The organism is Pseudomonas duriflava (assembly GCF_007830155.1).
Classification (GTDB): domain Bacteria; phylum Pseudomonadota; class Gammaproteobacteria; order Pseudomonadales; family Pseudomonadaceae; genus Chryseomonas; species Chryseomonas duriflava.
The window spans coordinates 1-16777 of record NZ_VLKY01000023.1 but is presented as its reverse complement, the minus strand read 5'-3'; the positions used below and the strand labels follow the sequence as shown (position 1 = coordinate 16777).

Sequence of the window (16777 nt, the reverse complement as noted above, 5' to 3'; positions counted from 1 at the left end):
GGCTTCCGGACGTCAGAGAAGAGATTGACGGAATTGGATAAACCCTGAGCGTTCGGCTACCTGATCATAAAGCCGTTGGGCGTCATGATTACTCTCATGAGTCAGCCAATACACGCGTGAACAGGCTTTTGCGCGGGCTGCGGCCTGAACATAGCTGATCAGCTCTCGCCCGACGCCCTGGCCGCGCACCTCTTCCTGCACGAAGAGATCCTGCAGGTAACAATAGTGCCCTGCCGTCCAGCAGGAGCGGTGGTAGATCCAGTGCACCAAGCCCACCGCGTGGCCGTCTTGCCAGGCCAGGGCAGCTTGCATGGGTTCGGCAGGGTCCAGCAGGCGCTGCCAAGTCAGGGACAGGATGTCATCAGGCAAGGTGGTTTGGTAAAACGCAAGATAGCGCTGCCACAGGGAACGCCAGACAGCATGGTTAGTGGCAGCGATCATCTGTAATTCACTCATGGGAATCTTTTCAGGGCTGAAGGTTACAAGTAGGTCATGTGCTGAACGATATCTTCATGACCGGGATGAGAGGCCAGCCCCGTACGTACTCCGGCACGGTCCTCCGCTGAGCGGTTCTGGCTGAGTTTCCATTGGCCTTCCAGGCGGGCAATGGTCAGACGAAAACCCACGATGCCCTTGAGCAAGCCGTCGAGGTAATCCGCTGGCGCATCGTCCAGGTGCCAAGGCACTGGGCGGTCTTGCTCATGCCGGCTGCTTAAATAGGCCAGCATGCTGCGGAGCTGAGCCGGCTCCTCCACTATTTCGGCAGGTCCATAGGCATGTACTGCTACATAATTCCAGGTCGGTACGACACGGCCATGCTGCGCCTTGCTGGGGTAATAAGACGGGCTGACGTACGCATCGGGACCCGCAAAGATCACTAGATTTTCAGGCGCATCGCGTAAGCGCGACCAGTGCGGATTGGCCTTGGCAAAATGCCCATAGAGGGTGCCGTAGGGGCCTTCGTCAGCCTGAAAAAGCAGTGGCAGGTGGGTAGCCTCAAAACCCTGCTCATCGTGAGTTACAACCACGGCCAGACCTGTAGCCTGCATCAAGGCTTTGAGTTGTTCATTGGTGGGGCGAAACGCAGAAGGTGTGTACATGAACGCGCTCTCGGGCAAGGATGAGCGTCATGCTAGAGTCTGCATTGGATCGTTATAAGATCCATTAACCACTAGTTTCATGGGTCCAATAACGCAACGCCTATGTCATTACTTCCTGGCTTGCCATTCGATTTCTCTGGTATCCACCTTAATCCCGAGCAAGGACTGACGCAGCAGCTGTATCAGGCGCTGCGCCTCCGCATTCTGGATGGACAGCTGGCCCACCAGACCCGGCTGCCGGCTACACGTGATCTGGCACGCCAGCTAGGCGTTTCGCGTAATACCGTGATCAGAGCATTTGACCAACTCTATGCGGAAGGCTTTATCGAGAGTCGGGTAGGAGATGGGACCTATGTGGCCGCTCCCATCCAGATAGCCTTGGATACAACACCGCCTGCTGGCGCTGAGCCTGTTTCAAGGCTTCACGGGACGCAGCTTGAGGCCCCATTTCTGTCGCCACCGCCTCAAGGTACACCACGCGCTTTTCGAGTCGGCGTACCGGCCTTCGATCTCTTTCCCTTCGATACCTGGGCACGGCTTCAGGCCCGCTTTTGGCGGCGTGCTTCGCTGGACTCTCTGGGCTATGCCGACCCGGCCGGAAATCGGCGCTTGCGCGAATGGATTGCTGTTTATCTGCGCAGTGCGCGCGGCCTGTCCTGTTCGGCCGAACAGATCATCGTGACCAGCGGTGCACAGCAGGCCATCAATCTCTGCGCTACGGTACTCCTACAGCCGGGAGACTCGGTGGGCATTGAAAATCCCGGTTATCGTGCGGTGGGCAAAGCCTTTGCCTCACGCGGCATCCGGTTATGCGGCGTTCCAGTAGACATGGAAGGACTCAAGGTAGAGGCGCTGGTAGCCTGGCCGGCTTGCCGCCTCGTTTATGTAACACCTTCGCACCAGTATCCCACCGGAGTAACGTTGTCACTGCCGAGGCGCTTGCAGCTTTTAGAGTGGGCAGCGGCCACTAATGGCTGGATTATTGAGGATGACTACGACGGCGAATATCGCTACAGCGGCACGCCCCTGGCACCTCTGGCCGCGCTCGACCGTCAGGGACGTGTGTTTTATGTCGGGACCTTCAGCAAAATCGCGTTCCCAGGGCTGCGCCTGGGCTATCTGGTTGTGCCTCCGGGCCTGGCCGAGCGCTTCGCACATCAACAGGCTCTGGACGTACGTCATCTTGAGGTAAGTACCCAGGCCGTCATGGCCGACTTCATTGCCGAGGGACACTTTCAGCGGCATATCCGCCGCATGCGTCGGGCTGCCCGTGCGCGGCGCAATGCCTTAATCCAGGATTGGCCAGCTGATATAGCACCGCTTCCCTCCCTTGTAGCCGGTCTGCATGCGTGCGTACGGCTGAACAGTGTCGTGAGGGAGGAGGAATTGATTGAGCAAGCCCGTGCGGTAGGGATAGAGATCAATCCACTCAGCGACTACTGGCTGCCCGACACCAGGATGTCTGGAGATGAGCGTGCCGGTCTGGTACTAGGTTTTGCCTCGATCACGGAAAAGCAGATTATTGAAGCGCTTACTACGCTTCGGCGGGCTTGGCGGTGCTCGGTATAAGGCGGGCAAAAAAAAGCGAGTACCCAAGGGCACTCGCCAAAAAAGGCTCCTCGCGAGAGGGTGCGAAGAGCGCCGGTTTAGGCTTTAAGCGTTTTCGGGGCCAGGCGTGGCGCGATCATGTGCTCTGGGCGCAGGATGTCGGCCAGCGTCATTTCGTCGAGCAGGTTTTCCTCACGGACTAGTTCCAGTACACCACGACCGGTTTCCAGGGCGGTACGGGCGATACGGGTCGAGTTCTCATAGCCGATATACGGATTGAGTGCCGTCACCAGGCCAATCGAGTGCTCTACCAACTCGCGGCAGCGGTCTACGTTAGCGGTGATGCCGTCAATGCAGTGCTCGCGCAACATATCCATGGCACGCTTGAGCAGGCGGATCGAGTCGAAGATCTTGTACGCGATCAATGGCTCCATCACGTTGAGCTGGAGCTGTCCACCTTCGGCTGCCAGCGTCAGCGCAAGGTCGTTACCGATCACTTCGAACGCCACCTGATTTACCGCTTCCGGGATTACCGGGTTAACCTTGCCCGGCATGATTGAGCTACCCGGCTGGCGCGGCGGCAGGTTGATCTCATTGATCCCGGTACGCGGGCCGCTGGAGAGCAGGCGCAGGTCGTTGCAAATCTTGGATAGCTTCACAGCCAGACGCTTGAGCATGCCGGAAAACAGCACGAAGGCGCCCATGTCGGATGTCGCTTCGATCAGGTCGGCCGCTGGCTTGAGGGGTTGCCCACTGATTTCCGCCAGGCTGCGGACCGCCAGGGTCTGATAGCCCGGATCGGCATTGATGCCGGTACCGATGGCTGTGCCGCCCAGGTTTACTTCAGTCAGCAGATCGGGCGCAATGGTCTTGAGCTTACCCAGGTCCTCGCCTAAGGTCGTGGCAAAGGCGCGGAACTCCTGGCCAAGCGTCATCGGCACGGCATCCTGCAATTGGGTACGGCCCATCTTGAGCACGCCGGCAAATTCCACCGCTTTGCCGGACAGCGACTCTACCAGGCTTTCCAGGCTGGACAGCAAGCTGTCATGACCCAGCAACAAGCCCAGGCGGATAGCCGTGGGGTAGGCGTCATTGGTGGACTGCGCCATGTTTACATCGTTATTCGGGTGTAGGTACTGATATTCACCCTTGGTATGGCCGAGTACTTCCAGTGCGACGTTAGCGATGACCTCGTTGGCATTCATGTTGGTCGAGGTGCCTGCGCCGCCCTGGATCATGTCCACTACGAACTGGTCGTGGTACTCGCCATTGATGATCTTGGTGCACGCCATGACAATGGCTTCGTATTTTTGACAGGACAAGTAGCCCAGGCGGTAATTCGCTTCGGCAGCCGCCTGCTTCACCATAGCCAAGGCCACGATCAGCTTGGGGTAATGCGCCAGCGTGACGCCAGAGAGGCGAAAGTTGTTAACGGCGCGCAAAGTCTGGATGCCATAGTAGGCATCGGCAGGCACGTCGAGAATGCCGAGCAGATCTTTTTCGAGGCGGGTGGATGCAGATTCGGACATGACAGGGAATCACTTCCTGGTGAGTGGCAAAAGCCGGATGCGCTATAAATTAAGGGCTTCAGCCCAGCGGTGACCAATGCTGTATGTGGGTTGCCCATGCCAAAACGGCATAATGATCGATGTGACGCTTTGTCCTGACCGAGCGTATATACCCCGTCTCCCTACCGAATCGCTGCTATGAACCTCGAATTGAAATGGCTGGAAGATTTCATCGCCCTGGCTGCCACCCATAGCTTCTCTCAAGCGGCGGATCGTCGCTTTGTAACTCAGCCAGCCTTCAGCCGCCGCATTCGTAGCCTGGAGCAGGTTCTGGGGCTTACCTTGATCGATCGTTCCCGTACCCCGGTAGCGCTGACCGAGTCAGGCCAGTTGTTTCTGGTCACGGCGCGCAGTGTGGTCGAACAGATTGGCGAAGTAGTGCGTCATCTTCATCACCTTGAAGGCGGGCAGGGCGAGGTGCTTCAGTTTGCTGCTGCACACTCTCTGGCGCTGGGCTTTTTCCCGGCCTGGATTGCCCGCCTGCGTAGCGAAGGGCTGAACATTGCCAGCCGCCTTATAGCAACCAACGTCGGTGAGGCTGTGCATGCCCTGCGGGAGGGAGGATGCGACCTGATGATGGCATTCTATGACCCAGATGCTGCGTTGCAACTGGACCCTGAAATATTCCCGTCTATTCACTTGGGCACGACATCGATGCTGCCTATCTGTGCCGCCAACGAACAGGGGGAGCCGTTGTTTGATCTGGACAGCGGCCAAAGCGTCCCGTTATTGGCTTACAGTACCGGCGCGTTTCTGGGGCGCTCGGTCAACCTGCTGCTTCGTCAGCGCAAGCTGCGCTATACCACGCTTTACGAAACGGCCATGGCGGACAGTCTGAAAAGCATGGCCCTGCAAGGGTTAGGAATTGCCTGGGTTCCACAGCTCAGCGTAACTGCAGAGCTGGCGCGTGGTGAGCTTGTGCCTTGTGGTGGCGAACAGTGGCAAGTTCCCTTGGAAATCCGGCTTTACCGTTGTTCACTGGTACGAAAGGCGGCAGTGCGTCTACTCTGGCGCAAGCTCGAAGCGGGAGCCGGGACAGGGTTGGCCTGATCCTGTTCTAGAGCCATGCGGGAAGATCCCAAGGTAGAGCCTGTGCATGGCAAACTGGTTGTAGGATTCAGACATAGACAAGCGGTCACTCAAGCTCCTCGACTGCACAGGCTTTGGGTTATACTGTGTGGCCCTTGGCCGGTCATGCTACCGGCTATATTCACAAGCCACGTGCGGTCCTTCCGGCGTGGCTTGTTGGTTTCTGACGCGCCTGCGGGCGCCTGACAAGAGGCACGACGATGAGCGCACTCGTAGGCGTGATCATGGGCTCCAAGTCCGACTGGTCTACCTTGAGCCACACCGCCGACATGCTGGAAAAGCTGGGCATTCCCTTTGAAGTCAAGGTGGTCTCCGCCCACCGTACGCCTGATCTGCTGTTCCAGTACGCTGAAGAAGCGGCGGGACGCGGCATTGAAGTGATTATTGCCGGTGCAGGCGGCGCGGCCCACCTACCAGGCATGTGTGCGGCGAAAACGCATCTGCCGGTACTCGGCGTTCCGGTGCAATCCTCCATGCTGTCAGGCGTGGATTCGCTGCTATCCATCGTGCAGATGCCAGCTGGCGTACCGGTTGCCACCCTGGCGATTGGCAAGGCTGGTGCGATCAACGCAGCGCTGTTGTCTGCCAGCATCCTGGGCGGTAAATACCCTGAATACCATGCGGCGCTGAATCGCTTTCGCGATGAGCAAACACGTACTGTGTTGGATAATCCGGATCCGAGGGAAGCCTGATGAAGATCGGTGTCATCGGTGGCGGCCAGTTAGGCCGTATGCTGGCATTGGCGGGTACACCGCTGGGTATGAACTTCGCCTTTCTTGATCCGGCACCGGATGCCTGTGCCGCCCCACTGGGTGAGCACATCCGAGCGGATTACGGCGACTCAGATCATCTTCGTCAATTAGCGGATGAAGTCGATCTGGTGACCTTCGAGTTTGAGAGTGTCCCAGCGGAAACGGTGGCCTTTCTCTCTCAGTTCGTCCCGGTCTATCCCTCGGCCGAAGCCTTGCGCATCGCCCGTGACCGCTGGTTCGAGAAGTCCATGTTCAAAGAGCTCGGTATCCCGACACCTGAGTTCGCGGATATTCAATCCCAAGCGGATCTCGATGCTGCCGTGGCTGCGATCGGTCTGCCCGCCGTGATGAAAACCCGTACGCTGGGCTATGACGGCAAAGGTCAAAAGGTCCTGCGCAGTCAGGCAGATGTCGAAGGCGCTTTTGCCGAACTGGGTAGCGTACCCTGCATCCTGGAAGGCTTCGTACCGTTCACCGGTGAGGTCTCGTTGATTGCTGTGCGCGCCCGCGATGGCGAAACCCGTTTCTACCCGCTGGTACACAATACCCATGAAAGCGGTATCCTGCGGCTGTCCATCGCCAGTACCAACCATCCTCTGCAAGCGCTAGCAGAAGATTATGTCGGCCGTGTGCTCGAAAAGCTCGATTATGTCGGTGTGCTCGCCTTTGAGTTCTTTGAAGTTGATGGTGGCCTGAAGGCCAACGAGATTGCTCCGCGGGTGCATAACTCCGGTCATTGGACTATCGAAGGCAGCGAAAGCAGCCAGTTCGAGAATCACCTGCGCGCCATTGCCGGCCTGCCCCTAGGCTCGACAGCCAAAGTAGGTGAGAGCGCCATGCTCAATTTCATTGGTGAAGTACCTGACGTCAATCAGGTTGTCGCGATCGACAACTGCCATCTGCACCATTATGGCAAGGCCTTTAAGGTCGGCCGTAAAGTGGGCCATGCGACTTTGCGGTGTGCCGACAGCGGTACCCTTAAAGCCCGCATCAGCCAGGTTGAATCGCTGATCAAAATATGATCAAACGGTAAGCCTTCTCCTGCGAGAAGGCTTACCTAGCGATACATTCTAAAAAATCCTGTGAACCCCTGCGTTTTTCTTACTGTCCGAATAAGCAAGCGGCACATGCCGTAGCAAGCAAACTACAGAGAGGAAAGATTCATGGGCATCATCGGAACCATCATCATTGGCCTCATCGTTGGCTTGATCGCACGCTTCCTGAAACCTGGCGATGACAGCATGGGCTGGATCATGACTATCGTCCTGGGTATCGTCGGCTCGCTGGTGGCTACCTATGGTGGTCAGGCACTGGGCATCTATCGTGCAGGTGAAGGCGCCGGCTTTATCGGGGCGGTCGTCGGTGCGGTTATCGTACTCTTGATCTGGGCTATGGTGACCAAGCGTCGCTGATCAATTCTTGCCCACGAGCGGTTGGGTTCGAGGTCTGAAAGCCTCACACTAGTAAGACCCAACCGCTCGAATGGTCAACCATGCGCTACCGATTTCTCGCTATTCTGCTGATTGTGCTCTCCTGTTCTTCCGCTTATGCCCAAAAGGGTGAACCACCCGAAACAGATTGGCTTGCCTTGATGCCAATGGCTGATCGCAAGGCATTGGAAGACATGCCCGAAATCACCCATGACACACCCGAAGCCCCCGGCGGTTTCAACAACCTGGGTGGACTCAAGCAGAAAGACAACAGCCTGCCTGAAGTGATGCACTCCACGCGCACCGTGGCAGCACTAAACGGTAAAACGATTCGCCTTGGTGGCTATCCGGTTCCTCTGGAAAGCAATGCCAAAGGGGATTTTGTGGAATTCTTTCTAGTGCCTTATCCGGGCGCCTGTATTCATGTTCCGCCACCCCCGCCGAACCAGATCATCCTGGTGCGTTACCCTAAAGGCATTCCGCTACCCGACATTTATGAGCCGTACTGGGTAATAGGACCGCTCAAAATTGAAAAGACTGAAAATGATCTTGCTGAAGCGTCATATACCCTAGATGCCACTAAAGTCAGGAAGGTTGAAGAGGCCGATTTATAAAGCAGAGGCCTAAGGCGCAATAAGCAAAGCGCATTGCGCCCTTTGCAAAACCAAAGCAGGCATCACCCCTTCAGCAAGTGATGACGCCTTTTGTTTATCTAAATACTCCTACGACCAGAGCGTCTACTTTAGACGCGGCCCGTATCGGCTGCAGGTGCGAAGCGCTTGTTCAAGTAAGCAATGATGTCTCTGGACTCATACATCCAGGCTACACGGCCTTCTTCCTCGATCCGCAAGCACGGCACCTTGATGCGGCCACCGCCTGCCAATAGCGCTTCACGGTGTTCAGGATTCTTCTTCACATCACGCGTCACGATCGGCAGGTTTAGCTTGTGCATGGCCCGGCGGGTCTTTACGCAAAAGGGGCAGGCCTGGAACTGATACAGCGCAAGAGCAGCGGTCTGTTCTTCTACTTGCTTTTGTGCCTCAGGGCTCCGCTTGAGCTTACGAGGACGTGTCAGTAAATCCAGCCCGACAATGGTTTGGCCCAGGCCAATACGCAGCGCCTTGATCAACATGTGTGGCTATCCCTATAGAAGTGAGGCGGGGGAGTGTACCCCATTGCATCCCTCTGAATGGACACCTGGTCGGAGTAAGACGGCTATCAAGGTGATTAAAAAGAATAGAGCAGCAGAGCGAAGCCTGGTCTTTACGCTGAATCCTTTGCCTTGCTTACCGGTCACATGAAATAAGACCATAGCCGGCAGGATAACCTATGCCCCTTGATCCTCAGATGCAGCAAGCCTTTCGCGATATTGCCAGCACTATCGAAGGCATTGATGCTGACGTCTATGCGCGATACCACAAGGACCCGCTAGACCCTATCATCGGCTTGGGTCGTAAGGATGCACCTATCGGCTTCTTTGGTCGCGATCCCGGGCGGGACGAAGTCAAATATGGCGAACCCTTCATCGGTGCAGGCGGACAGATTGCTCGGAAGGTTATATACGAACACCTCCATGGCAAGCCCATGCCAGACTTCGATGCGAGCCGCTCGCTCAGCCAAGAGTTTTTTTGGGCCAATACCGTGCCGTACAAGCCCATTGGTAATAAAGCGTGGTCTGAAAAGATCAAGAAACGCTTCCATCCCCTAATGCGGCAGCTGCTTATCGAACAGTGGCATGGCCGCACCATCATCACCTTTGGCCGCGAAGCCTTCCTCTGGTTTGCCATCGACCAGACCAAAGAAGAAAAGCAACGTCTGGAAGCCTTCTGGAAAAGCGAAGAGCGCTTTACCAGCCATACTGAGGTCACGCTGATGACAGAAGAGGGGGAGGGGCATGTTTTCAAGCTATACCCGCTTCCGCATCCTTCGCCCTTAAATCAGGCGTGGTTTGATAAGTTTCCGGGGCTTTTGAAGGAGCGCTTTAAAAATTTAACGTTTTAAATAAATTAAAGTCTCACGCACTCTGTAATCTGTGATCTCCGCTTGCAGAAGAGATCACAGAGTAGCAAGACGATACTTCAGAAAAAGCCTGGTGGGATGAGAAAATTCGCGCTGTTCCTTTAAAGCGAGCGTGCCTTTTTAGCCTGTAGCTTGGCACTTTCCTCAAGAGTAATTTCACCTTTTACTTTGCCTACACCACGGCTGTAGGAGACTGCATAGCATTTGCCTACAGCCGGCTCTTCACCGGTTAGGGCTTGGTCAAAGATTTTGCGGTCGTGTTGCAAGATGCCCTTTGGCCCGAACTGATAAACATGAGTTTGGTCAACGTGCAATATTTGCCCACCAAACGACTGCGGATGAACTTTTTTAGCCGGATCGATAGCATCACTCAGCGGATAAACACCATTAGGCAGTCCCGCCGCTGGAAGCGAAGCCATCGTTACCCAACCGGTATGCTGGCTGTTGCCAATGCTCGAGGTCGCTTGGGAAATTTCGAGCACCCCATCAAAAACTTCAACTTTTACCGCCCCGCCAGACTTCATGCTTTTCTTATTAGGCGGTTGTGACTGCAGGTCTGGCTGTAAGAGTGACGTCAATGTCTGCGGTACTGGTACCGGCTGCAGCTTAAGTCCCTCTATATAACTAGCACTGGGACGTGAAACTTTTAGATTGTTGGATAACCCAGAGACTTGTTCGTGCGATGCGGCTATAAGGTTAGACTTTTGCATCGATAAGGATTTCTCGGTGCTATCATATGCCTCTTTCTTGCTCTCGTGACCAATGTAGCGAGACGCAGCCGATAAGGCTTTATTTCCTAGATCTTTAAGTTGAGCGCCGAACCTTTCGAAATTCCGTACAAGCAAACTCTTACTTAAGCTATCGTCGTTTTCAAAGATAACGCCTCGTCCATTTACTTCATGGTCAAAAGGACGATTTTGACGGGAAAAAAAATTAACAGTGCCTTTTTCTAATATAAAAGGCGAGTTGTCAATCTTTTGGAAAGAACCATCGACACTACGTGTAAAAGCCTCATTGCCAGCCTGGAGCCGAGAATCGATTAGCGCATCTTGAACTTTAGCCGGGCTTTTAATCAGCTCGTTATATTGCTCTATTCGTTGCACATCTTCTTGCAGCATTGGCGCCATTTGGATGCCAGCAGCCTGCAAACGTTCGTACATTACTGCTAATGGCCCAGCAGCTAATATGTCGTTACGATAGCCTCCTCCCACTTGGGAATGGGCGCCGGCAAATTTCAATTCCTCGATGCGTGAGTTATCGCTATCGCTGCGCAGCGCACTGGTTAGCCGGAAGGTTCTCCGGTATTCATTCATAGCCACCAGATGGGTGGTAGATGCAACGTTCTCGCTAATTTCTAAGTTTTTGCCCAGGTGTGTATCGCCCAAAGCGCTGCCATAAGACGCCACAGTATCGAAAATGCCCAGCTTGTTAACATGAGCCTGCCCAGGCAAAATCAGATATTGGTCGGTTGGTATCCCTTCCTCGTTGAGTTTGGGTACCCCGCGGTTAATGAGCTCATTGGCCAGCGCACGTGACTGCGCCGCGCCGCGGCTGAAACCAACAATATTCACGTCGATCTTCTGATCTGGGTACTTATTATGAAAGGCTACGATAGCGCTATAAGCCTGCTCAATCCGCTCCTGGCTACCAAGCCCAGTTCCGCCCTCTAGGTAAGATACTGCTGTGCGCTCAGCTTGGCTGCCGACTCCATCAAAGTAAACTTTTTCAGATTTTCCAGAGCGCTCTAAAGCGTTGTACTGTATGGGGGCATGCTCAGAATTGCGTGCTAGGTTAGTGCCTTTGGCTGTATCCAATTCGTAGAGTCGAGCAACATTAGTCTGCATACCCTCAGGTGTATGAATATCCTTGTTATTACCTGTTCCGTCAAAATACACAGTAAAGTGTAAATCAGCGCTCATTTTACATCCCTATAAATACCGCTTCCCTTGAATAATTTTATTCTTAAAATTAGCCAATAAACTTAAAAGTCAGGATCTTGGCTCATTTAGAGTAATGATCAGATCAGAAACGCCATCCCCTGCAGCCTTAATGTAAGGCCCCCAAAATTGCTTACCTTTATGTAGTAGTGGGGATCCTGCGAGCGAGGCTCCTGCAGCCCTTATAGCTAATGCGCCAAAACTCTCAGCCATCGAAGAAACGCTCTCGACACGGCCGCTAGGAGTGTCATAAGGCTTTTGATACCAAGTCGACACTTGATATTCGACATTTTCCGTCTCAAATGCTTGGTTGAGATGATCTGCTAGTGCGAAGAGTGACTCACGCGCTAGCGTAGGATCTATTTCTTCCTCCTTCATTAGCTTCTCAACACGTTTGCATGCAGCAGCGATGAGATCCCCATTGGTGTAACCCGGCATAGGTGGAAAAACGCCTTTGGGCAATTCTACCTCTGTTTTTTTAACCTGATCTTGCTTGTTCTTTGTAAAAGGCCATTTCATTGAAAACTCCTCGGCTTGAAGCGTAAAAGAATAAGTCGCTAAGAACATAAACATCCCTAGCGCAAGAGAGGTAACATATTGTCTCCCCCAAGGCAGAATTGTCCTGGAACTAGATACGCTCATTCAAGACCTTCTCGCGATATAAGGTTAAGCTGCTTGGCCTAGTTAGTGGTTTTTAGGTAATATTGTAGGCAAAAAATTAGCTTATGTTTAGGCTAAAAATTTATAATTTATAGTTAAAGCTCTTCTATTACATATTTCCTGTTTAGGTAAGATTTTAATCTGTATAAAACTATTATTTTTCTCTTGTGAGTTGTATATATTCCTTGCTAAGGTGTTATTTTGTTTTGATAAGAGTTATCTTAGCGCTTTTATCGGTTAGTGTTTAAGAGAGCGCTTGAACGTCTTATATTAAAACGCTTGATTTTTATTTTACTCTGCGTATTTTCAGTCTGTTGTTACATGAGCTTCCCCTTCAATTTTTCTACACCTCACTGATATTTCACCTCGTAACTCTTGGCTATTAAAGGATATTTTTTGAGCAGTAAGCGGTCGTGCTTTGCAATCTCTCCTCTCTTTCCAAGCATGAATTACTTGACCGGAAAAGCTTTATAAAGAGGGGCTTGGGACTGCATTTTTCGCTTCGCAAAGATAGTCTATGCCTTTTTGAGGCTGTCTCTGGCAAAAAATTTAGAAATTGCCTATCCCCCTTGACTCATCTGACCAATCATCCGACTACCAATGAGTAAAGTGACTTTTAGGCTACCTTCTAGATTTATCAGAAAAGAAAAATCCTTACTATCCCGCATCTCCGTGCCGCCCCTGAACTAATTCCTTTCCGATGTCTTAGGTTTTAATAGGCCTATAACTCATACTGCGCTCTGTCATGCCCATAACTAGGGTAGCCATGATTTGATTGGTGACGCCTTATGCTTACTGATAGGCTGTGATCTGCCTATATGAAAAAATAGCCAATAGCTGATTAAGCCAAAACAGATAATTTCAAAAAATGTGAAACATATCTTATTAATTTGAAAAATATTATCTTAATAAAGCGCCATGACACATTGTGTTTTCTGATTTGACTATGCCATTTCTTGAGCCCTAATGTATGAGTCTGCTTTAGACGCTTTACCAATTTATAATATAAAATTATAGGGCCATAATGTTTTTACCAAGTTAATAAAGGAATAATCACGTCCCTGACTTGACTTTTACTGATCGGACCAAAGTAACGGCTATCAAATGAGCGGCTGTTTACGTCTGTCATAACTAATAACTCGTCATCGCTTAAAATTTGGTGTGAGGTCCGGAAATAGGGGAGGGGCTGATTAAGGTTGTCAGCCGCCAAAGGAGTACTGTAAGGAAGTGCTTTTCCATTAACTGAAACGCCAGCATCAGTTACATCAATTATATCACCGCTACTAGCTAAAATTCGCTTCATCAAATAGCCGTAACCTCCAGGGCAAGGGCCAGCTTTGATGTAACCGCGCTGCTTGGCTTCTTCGATATTCGCGTTATGCGGTGGACAAAACATGACATAGACGCCATTTGCTATTTGCAAATTGCTTTTCCAATAAAGGCCAACAGGAATGCTATGTGTCGTATTCATTCTTGCACCGGAAGCATAGAGCGCACCGACCGCTAAAAGCAATGAAATTCCGGCAATAGCGGTCCATTTACCAATATGCATAAGTGCCTTATGTAGCTTACCTTTGCGATCAGAGACTAAGATCATAAGGCACTAATCTTTTTCACGAATCTGAATAGTGTGGCGAGTTTGGTCACTCTTTTTCGGCGCAGGGATCTTTGCACGTTGATTAAATATAGGATCTTTAAAATACAGAATCTGCTTGCCATAAATGGCTGGATAGCCTGCCACGTAGATAACCATATCGCCTGCTTCTTCGATTTCGCCGGCTGCGTTCTTGCGCGGGCCAGGCATTCTCAGACACTCATCTGGAGTCAGTAATGCTCGTTGAGTCTCTTGAATTGTTCTAGATACTTGCCCCATTACAGCTGAAAGGCGCTTGCCGCTTGTGGTGATTTGTTCTTTAACAATGGTAGTTGTACCTGTCAGCTGTGATAAATGTTCTGCTGTCTCGGGGCGGTTCGGCGGATAAGCATTTTGGATATGGCAGTTAGAGGTAATGGTTTCATCAGGTCCATATCCGGTTTCTTTCGACTTGAGCTGGTTGATATCCTGGCAGATCAAATAGAACTTGATTCCGTAACCTGCTACGAATGCCAGCGACTCCTGCAAGATCTCAAGTTTTCCAAGAGATGGAAATTCATCAATCATGCCAAGCAAGCGGTGCTTGTAAAGTCCTTTAGCCTGACCATCCTTATAAGTAAGTTGAGTCTTATCAGCTAACAGACGAACAATCATGTTCATCAGTACACGGACAAGCGGACGTAGGCGGGCTTTGTCGTTGGGCTGAGTAACAACATATAAACTGACCGGATTGTCGTTGTTCATCAGATCCTTGATTAGGAAGTCAGAGCGAGAAACGTTAGCTGCTACAACTGGGTCCCGATAGAGGGCTAGATATGACTTAGCCGTTGAGAGTACAGATCCACCCTCTTCTTCAGGCCTGTCCATCATGTCACGTCCAGCGGATCCTACTGCTGGGTGGTTTTGTCCGTTAATATGGCCATAAGCTGTCATCTCTATCCATAATTCATCAGCGGGCCGATCTGGATCAGATAAACAACGATCCACCTCAGGTAGTGTTGCCGGAGTTCCTTCCCTTTTTGCTTTATAAAGAACATGGAGAATTAGCCCAACAAGCAGAGCCTGAGCGGTTTTTTGCCAGTGTGACTCGAGCCCTTTGCCATCAGGATCAACAATCAGAGTCGCAAGATTTTGAACGTCGCCAACTTCATATTGAGTACCAAGGCGGATTTCATCAAGAGGGTTCCAAGCAGCACCATCATCAGATGATGATGGTTCAAAACGGATCGTCTTATTCTTCGCGTACTTTCTTCTCCAGCCTGCCGTTAGCTCCCAGAGCTCACCCTTGAGGTCCGTGACAACGGTACTGTGCTCCCACGATAGGAGCGTTGGAATAACTAACCCTACACCCTTACCGGATCGCGTCGGAGCATAGGTTAATATATGCTCTGGCCCATTGTGCATGAGATAATGAAGGTTCCCATTATTATCTTCCCAGCCACCAACATAAACGCCCTTTGCGCTAGCCTGGGGCTTTCCGGTAACGACATCCATGAATCTACGACGAGGCAATAACCCGGCCTCTTGAATATCTTTTGGGTCGGCCCATCGTGCTGAGCCATGCAAGAATTGATTAGCCTTACTGCTGTTACTGTCCATTACTTTTGAGATAGCTACGCCAGCGAGACCTGCACCTGCAGCTAATACGCCGAAACTTCCAGCCCGCATAAATGCATCGGGCAAATGCGAGTACCACTTATGGGCCCAAGTCAGGATCGACCAAGGCCAATAAATATAATTGAAGTGAGCGCCAAGAGTAGTTTGGTAATTAAAGTCATGGGCAAAGTATTGTGTGGCCGTAGCCAAGCCTATGCCTATAGAGAGCACTGACAAGGCGGGTGTAGCCATCTTACTCTTGGACTTTTTATTTTTGACCAATGGTCCTACGGCGTTATTACGCTTTTTTAGTATCGTCATCGAATTCTTCCCTTTTTCCTGACATCCTTAATTATTACGTCGACGCTTCCGTAAGTTTGATACGCTTCAAGCGATTGCAGTTTTATTTTAGACTGAAAAAATCAGCCTCTACAGTGCTCTAGCTAGCAGCTTTATCCAAAGCTGGCGGGTTTTCTTGCACGAAAAATGATATGGAGCAAGCAGTGGGAGATAGGTGGTCGATTAAGCAGATATAAGAGCCGTATAGGGAAATTATTAAAGTTAGCTACAAATTATTTTAAGTTATGTGGGTAGGCTAATCAAAATTATACTCCTCTCGAGTCGTTAATCAAGCATAAGCTCACCGTAGCGAGTTTGAATACCATAGTATACACGAGCACTACTAGTCTAAGCTTAGAACACAGCAAAACCGCAAATAGTAGCCTCTTTACACCAACCAGTAGGGTTTAGATTTTCTACTACACAAGCTTGTTTTGATTTAGACGTGACTTCTGCATTAGGCTCAGTCTTGGTGCGCAAAAGTCATATAGTCAAAGTTTTGTTATAAAAAATTAGGCGATAATTATTTAGCAAGGTAATGTATTTTGTTTGTATTAAAAATATTTGGTTGTAAGGCTTTGTTGTTTTAATTTTGCTGAGTATTAATTATTTGTCTGTTTGTTTTGCTAAAATATCAGGTAGAACTGATATACAAAGTTCAAATAAAGATATTGATAGCTATTATCTAGCTAATGCGCTAAGTTGCAGGTAGACATAACACGTTATGCTCACTGCATTTAATCATGTTATATGTTATCATAAACAAAGTCTTTGAGGTTCCCGAGTTTTTCTTTTACAAGTTACGTTTAAGGATGGTCTGAAGTAGCCCTATATTTCCCGCCGACTTCAGCCCCGCCGATTTGGAAAGCGGCGAATCCATCAAAAATGATTGGATCGTCTGCTCATGTCGGTGTTTCTGGTCGCCGCGACAGCCTCCTCGGGGCAATTCCTCACCTTACAGGCGCACCTCTCCTGCATTCGTTAGCAAATGTCGGCGAGCCATCCACAGGTTCGACAAGGCGAACAGCGTGGTCAGCTGAGCGGTGTTTTTCATCAGGCCACGAAAGCGTACTTTCACGTAACCAAACTGTCGCTTGATCACCCGAAACGGATGCTCAACCTTGGCCCGCGTCTGAGCCTTGCAG

Annotated in this window: 16 protein-coding genes; 7 read left to right on the top strand and 9 right to left on the bottom strand. The window is 51.1% G+C overall.

What is annotated here, in order from left to right:
* Positions 1-12 precede the first annotated feature (12 nt).
* Together IQ22_RS20925 and IQ22_RS20920 are read right to left on the bottom strand one after the other, a co-directional pair.
* Complete coding sequence (locus tag IQ22_RS20925; RefSeq protein WP_145145639.1) at positions 13-456, bottom strand: GNAT family N-acetyltransferase; 444 nt, start codon at positions 454-456, stop codon at positions 13-15.
* A gap of 23 nt (positions 457-479) precedes the next feature.
* Complete coding sequence (locus tag IQ22_RS20920; RefSeq protein ID WP_145145637.1) at positions 480-1100, bottom strand: FMN-binding negative transcriptional regulator; 621 nt, start codon at positions 1098-1100, stop codon at positions 480-482.
* Positions 1101-1202: 102 nt separating this feature from the next.
* On the opposite strand from IQ22_RS20920, the gene pdxR reads away from it, so the two are divergent.
* A complete protein-coding gene (gene pdxR / locus IQ22_RS20915) occupies positions 1203-2669 on the top strand; it encodes a MocR-like pyridoxine biosynthesis transcription factor PdxR (protein WP_145145635.1) in 1467 nt (488 codons plus the stop codon).
* A 77-nt stretch (positions 2670-2746) separates the two neighbouring features.
* Here the strand turns inward: pdxR and aspA are convergent, their stop codons facing one another.
* Positions 2747-4177 (bottom strand): aspartate ammonia-lyase, encoded by a 1431-nt coding sequence (gene aspA, locus IQ22_RS20910; protein WP_145145633.1) that lies wholly within the window; start codon positions 4175-4177, stop codon positions 2747-2749.
* Positions 4178-4354: 177 nt separating this feature from the next.
* On the opposite strand from aspA, the gene IQ22_RS20905 reads away from it, so the two are divergent.
* The 5 genes from IQ22_RS20905 to IQ22_RS20885 all read left to right on the top strand — a co-directional run bounded on the left by IQ22_RS20905 (position 4355) and on the right by IQ22_RS20885 (position 8101).
* Positions 4355-5266 carry a LysR substrate-binding domain-containing protein gene (locus IQ22_RS20905; RefSeq protein WP_145145631.1) on the top strand — a complete coding sequence of 304 codons (912 nt, stop codon included), beginning with the start codon at positions 4355-4357 and terminating at the stop codon, positions 5264-5266.
* Between the two features lie 239 nt (positions 5267-5505).
* A complete protein-coding gene (gene purE / locus IQ22_RS20900) occupies positions 5506-5997 on the top strand; it encodes a 5-(carboxyamino)imidazole ribonucleotide mutase (protein ID WP_145145629.1) in 492 nt (163 codons plus the stop codon).
* On the top strand, positions 5997-7079 hold the full coding sequence (locus IQ22_RS20895) for a 5-(carboxyamino)imidazole ribonucleotide synthase (RefSeq protein WP_145145627.1): 1083 nt from the start codon (positions 5997-5999) through the stop codon (positions 7077-7079). The genes purE and IQ22_RS20895 overlap by 1 nt, the downstream gene beginning before the upstream one ends.
* 141 nt (positions 7080-7220) lie before the next feature.
* On the top strand, positions 7221-7469 hold the full coding sequence (locus IQ22_RS20890) for a GlsB/YeaQ/YmgE family stress response membrane protein (protein WP_145145625.1): 249 nt from the start codon (positions 7221-7223) through the stop codon (positions 7467-7469).
* A gap of 80 nt (positions 7470-7549) precedes the next feature.
* The gene (locus tag IQ22_RS20885) at positions 7550-8101 is read left to right on the top strand and encodes a DUF3299 domain-containing protein (RefSeq protein WP_145145623.1); all 552 of its coding nucleotides are present in this window, start codon (positions 7550-7552) and stop codon (positions 8099-8101) included.
* A 128-nt stretch (positions 8102-8229) separates the two neighbouring features.
* Here the strand turns inward: IQ22_RS20885 and IQ22_RS20880 are convergent, their stop codons facing one another.
* Positions 8230-8619 carry a glutaredoxin family protein gene (locus tag IQ22_RS20880; RefSeq protein ID WP_145145621.1) on the bottom strand — a complete coding sequence of 130 codons (390 nt, stop codon included), beginning with the start codon at positions 8617-8619 and terminating at the stop codon, positions 8230-8232.
* A 197-nt stretch (positions 8620-8816) separates the two neighbouring features.
* Here IQ22_RS20880 and IQ22_RS20875 point away from each other — a divergent pair, with 197 nt between their 5' ends.
* A complete protein-coding gene (locus IQ22_RS20875; protein WP_145145619.1) occupies positions 8817-9488 on the top strand; it encodes a uracil-DNA glycosylase family protein in 672 nt (223 codons plus the stop codon).
* A 119-nt stretch (positions 9489-9607) separates the two neighbouring features.
* On the opposite strand, the gene IQ22_RS20870 is transcribed toward IQ22_RS20875, so the two are convergent.
* The 5 genes from IQ22_RS20870 to IQ22_RS20850 all read right to left on the bottom strand — a co-directional run.
* Positions 9608-11425, bottom strand: coding sequence for a phospholipase effector Tle1 domain-containing protein (locus IQ22_RS20870; protein WP_145145617.1), 1818 nt, complete (start codon positions 11423-11425; stop codon positions 9608-9610).
* Positions 11426-11494: 69 nt separating this feature from the next.
* Positions 11495-11962 carry a hypothetical protein gene (locus IQ22_RS20865; protein ID WP_145145615.1) on the bottom strand — a complete coding sequence of 156 codons (468 nt, stop codon included), beginning with the start codon at positions 11960-11962 and terminating at the stop codon, positions 11495-11497.
* A 1171-nt stretch (positions 11963-13133) separates the two neighbouring features.
* A complete protein-coding gene (traF, locus tag IQ22_RS20860; protein ID WP_145145613.1) occupies positions 13134-13655 on the bottom strand; it encodes a conjugative transfer signal peptidase TraF in 522 nt (173 codons plus the stop codon).
* Between the two features lie 51 nt (positions 13656-13706).
* Positions 13707-15614, bottom strand: a complete 1908-nt coding sequence (locus IQ22_RS20855; protein WP_208733679.1) for a type IV secretory system conjugative DNA transfer family protein — start codon at positions 15612-15614, stop codon at positions 13707-13709.
* Positions 15615-16587: 973 nt separating this feature from the next.
* A partial coding sequence (locus IQ22_RS20850; protein WP_145145611.1) for a transposase occupies positions 16588-16777 on the bottom strand: 190 nt, incomplete at its 5' end.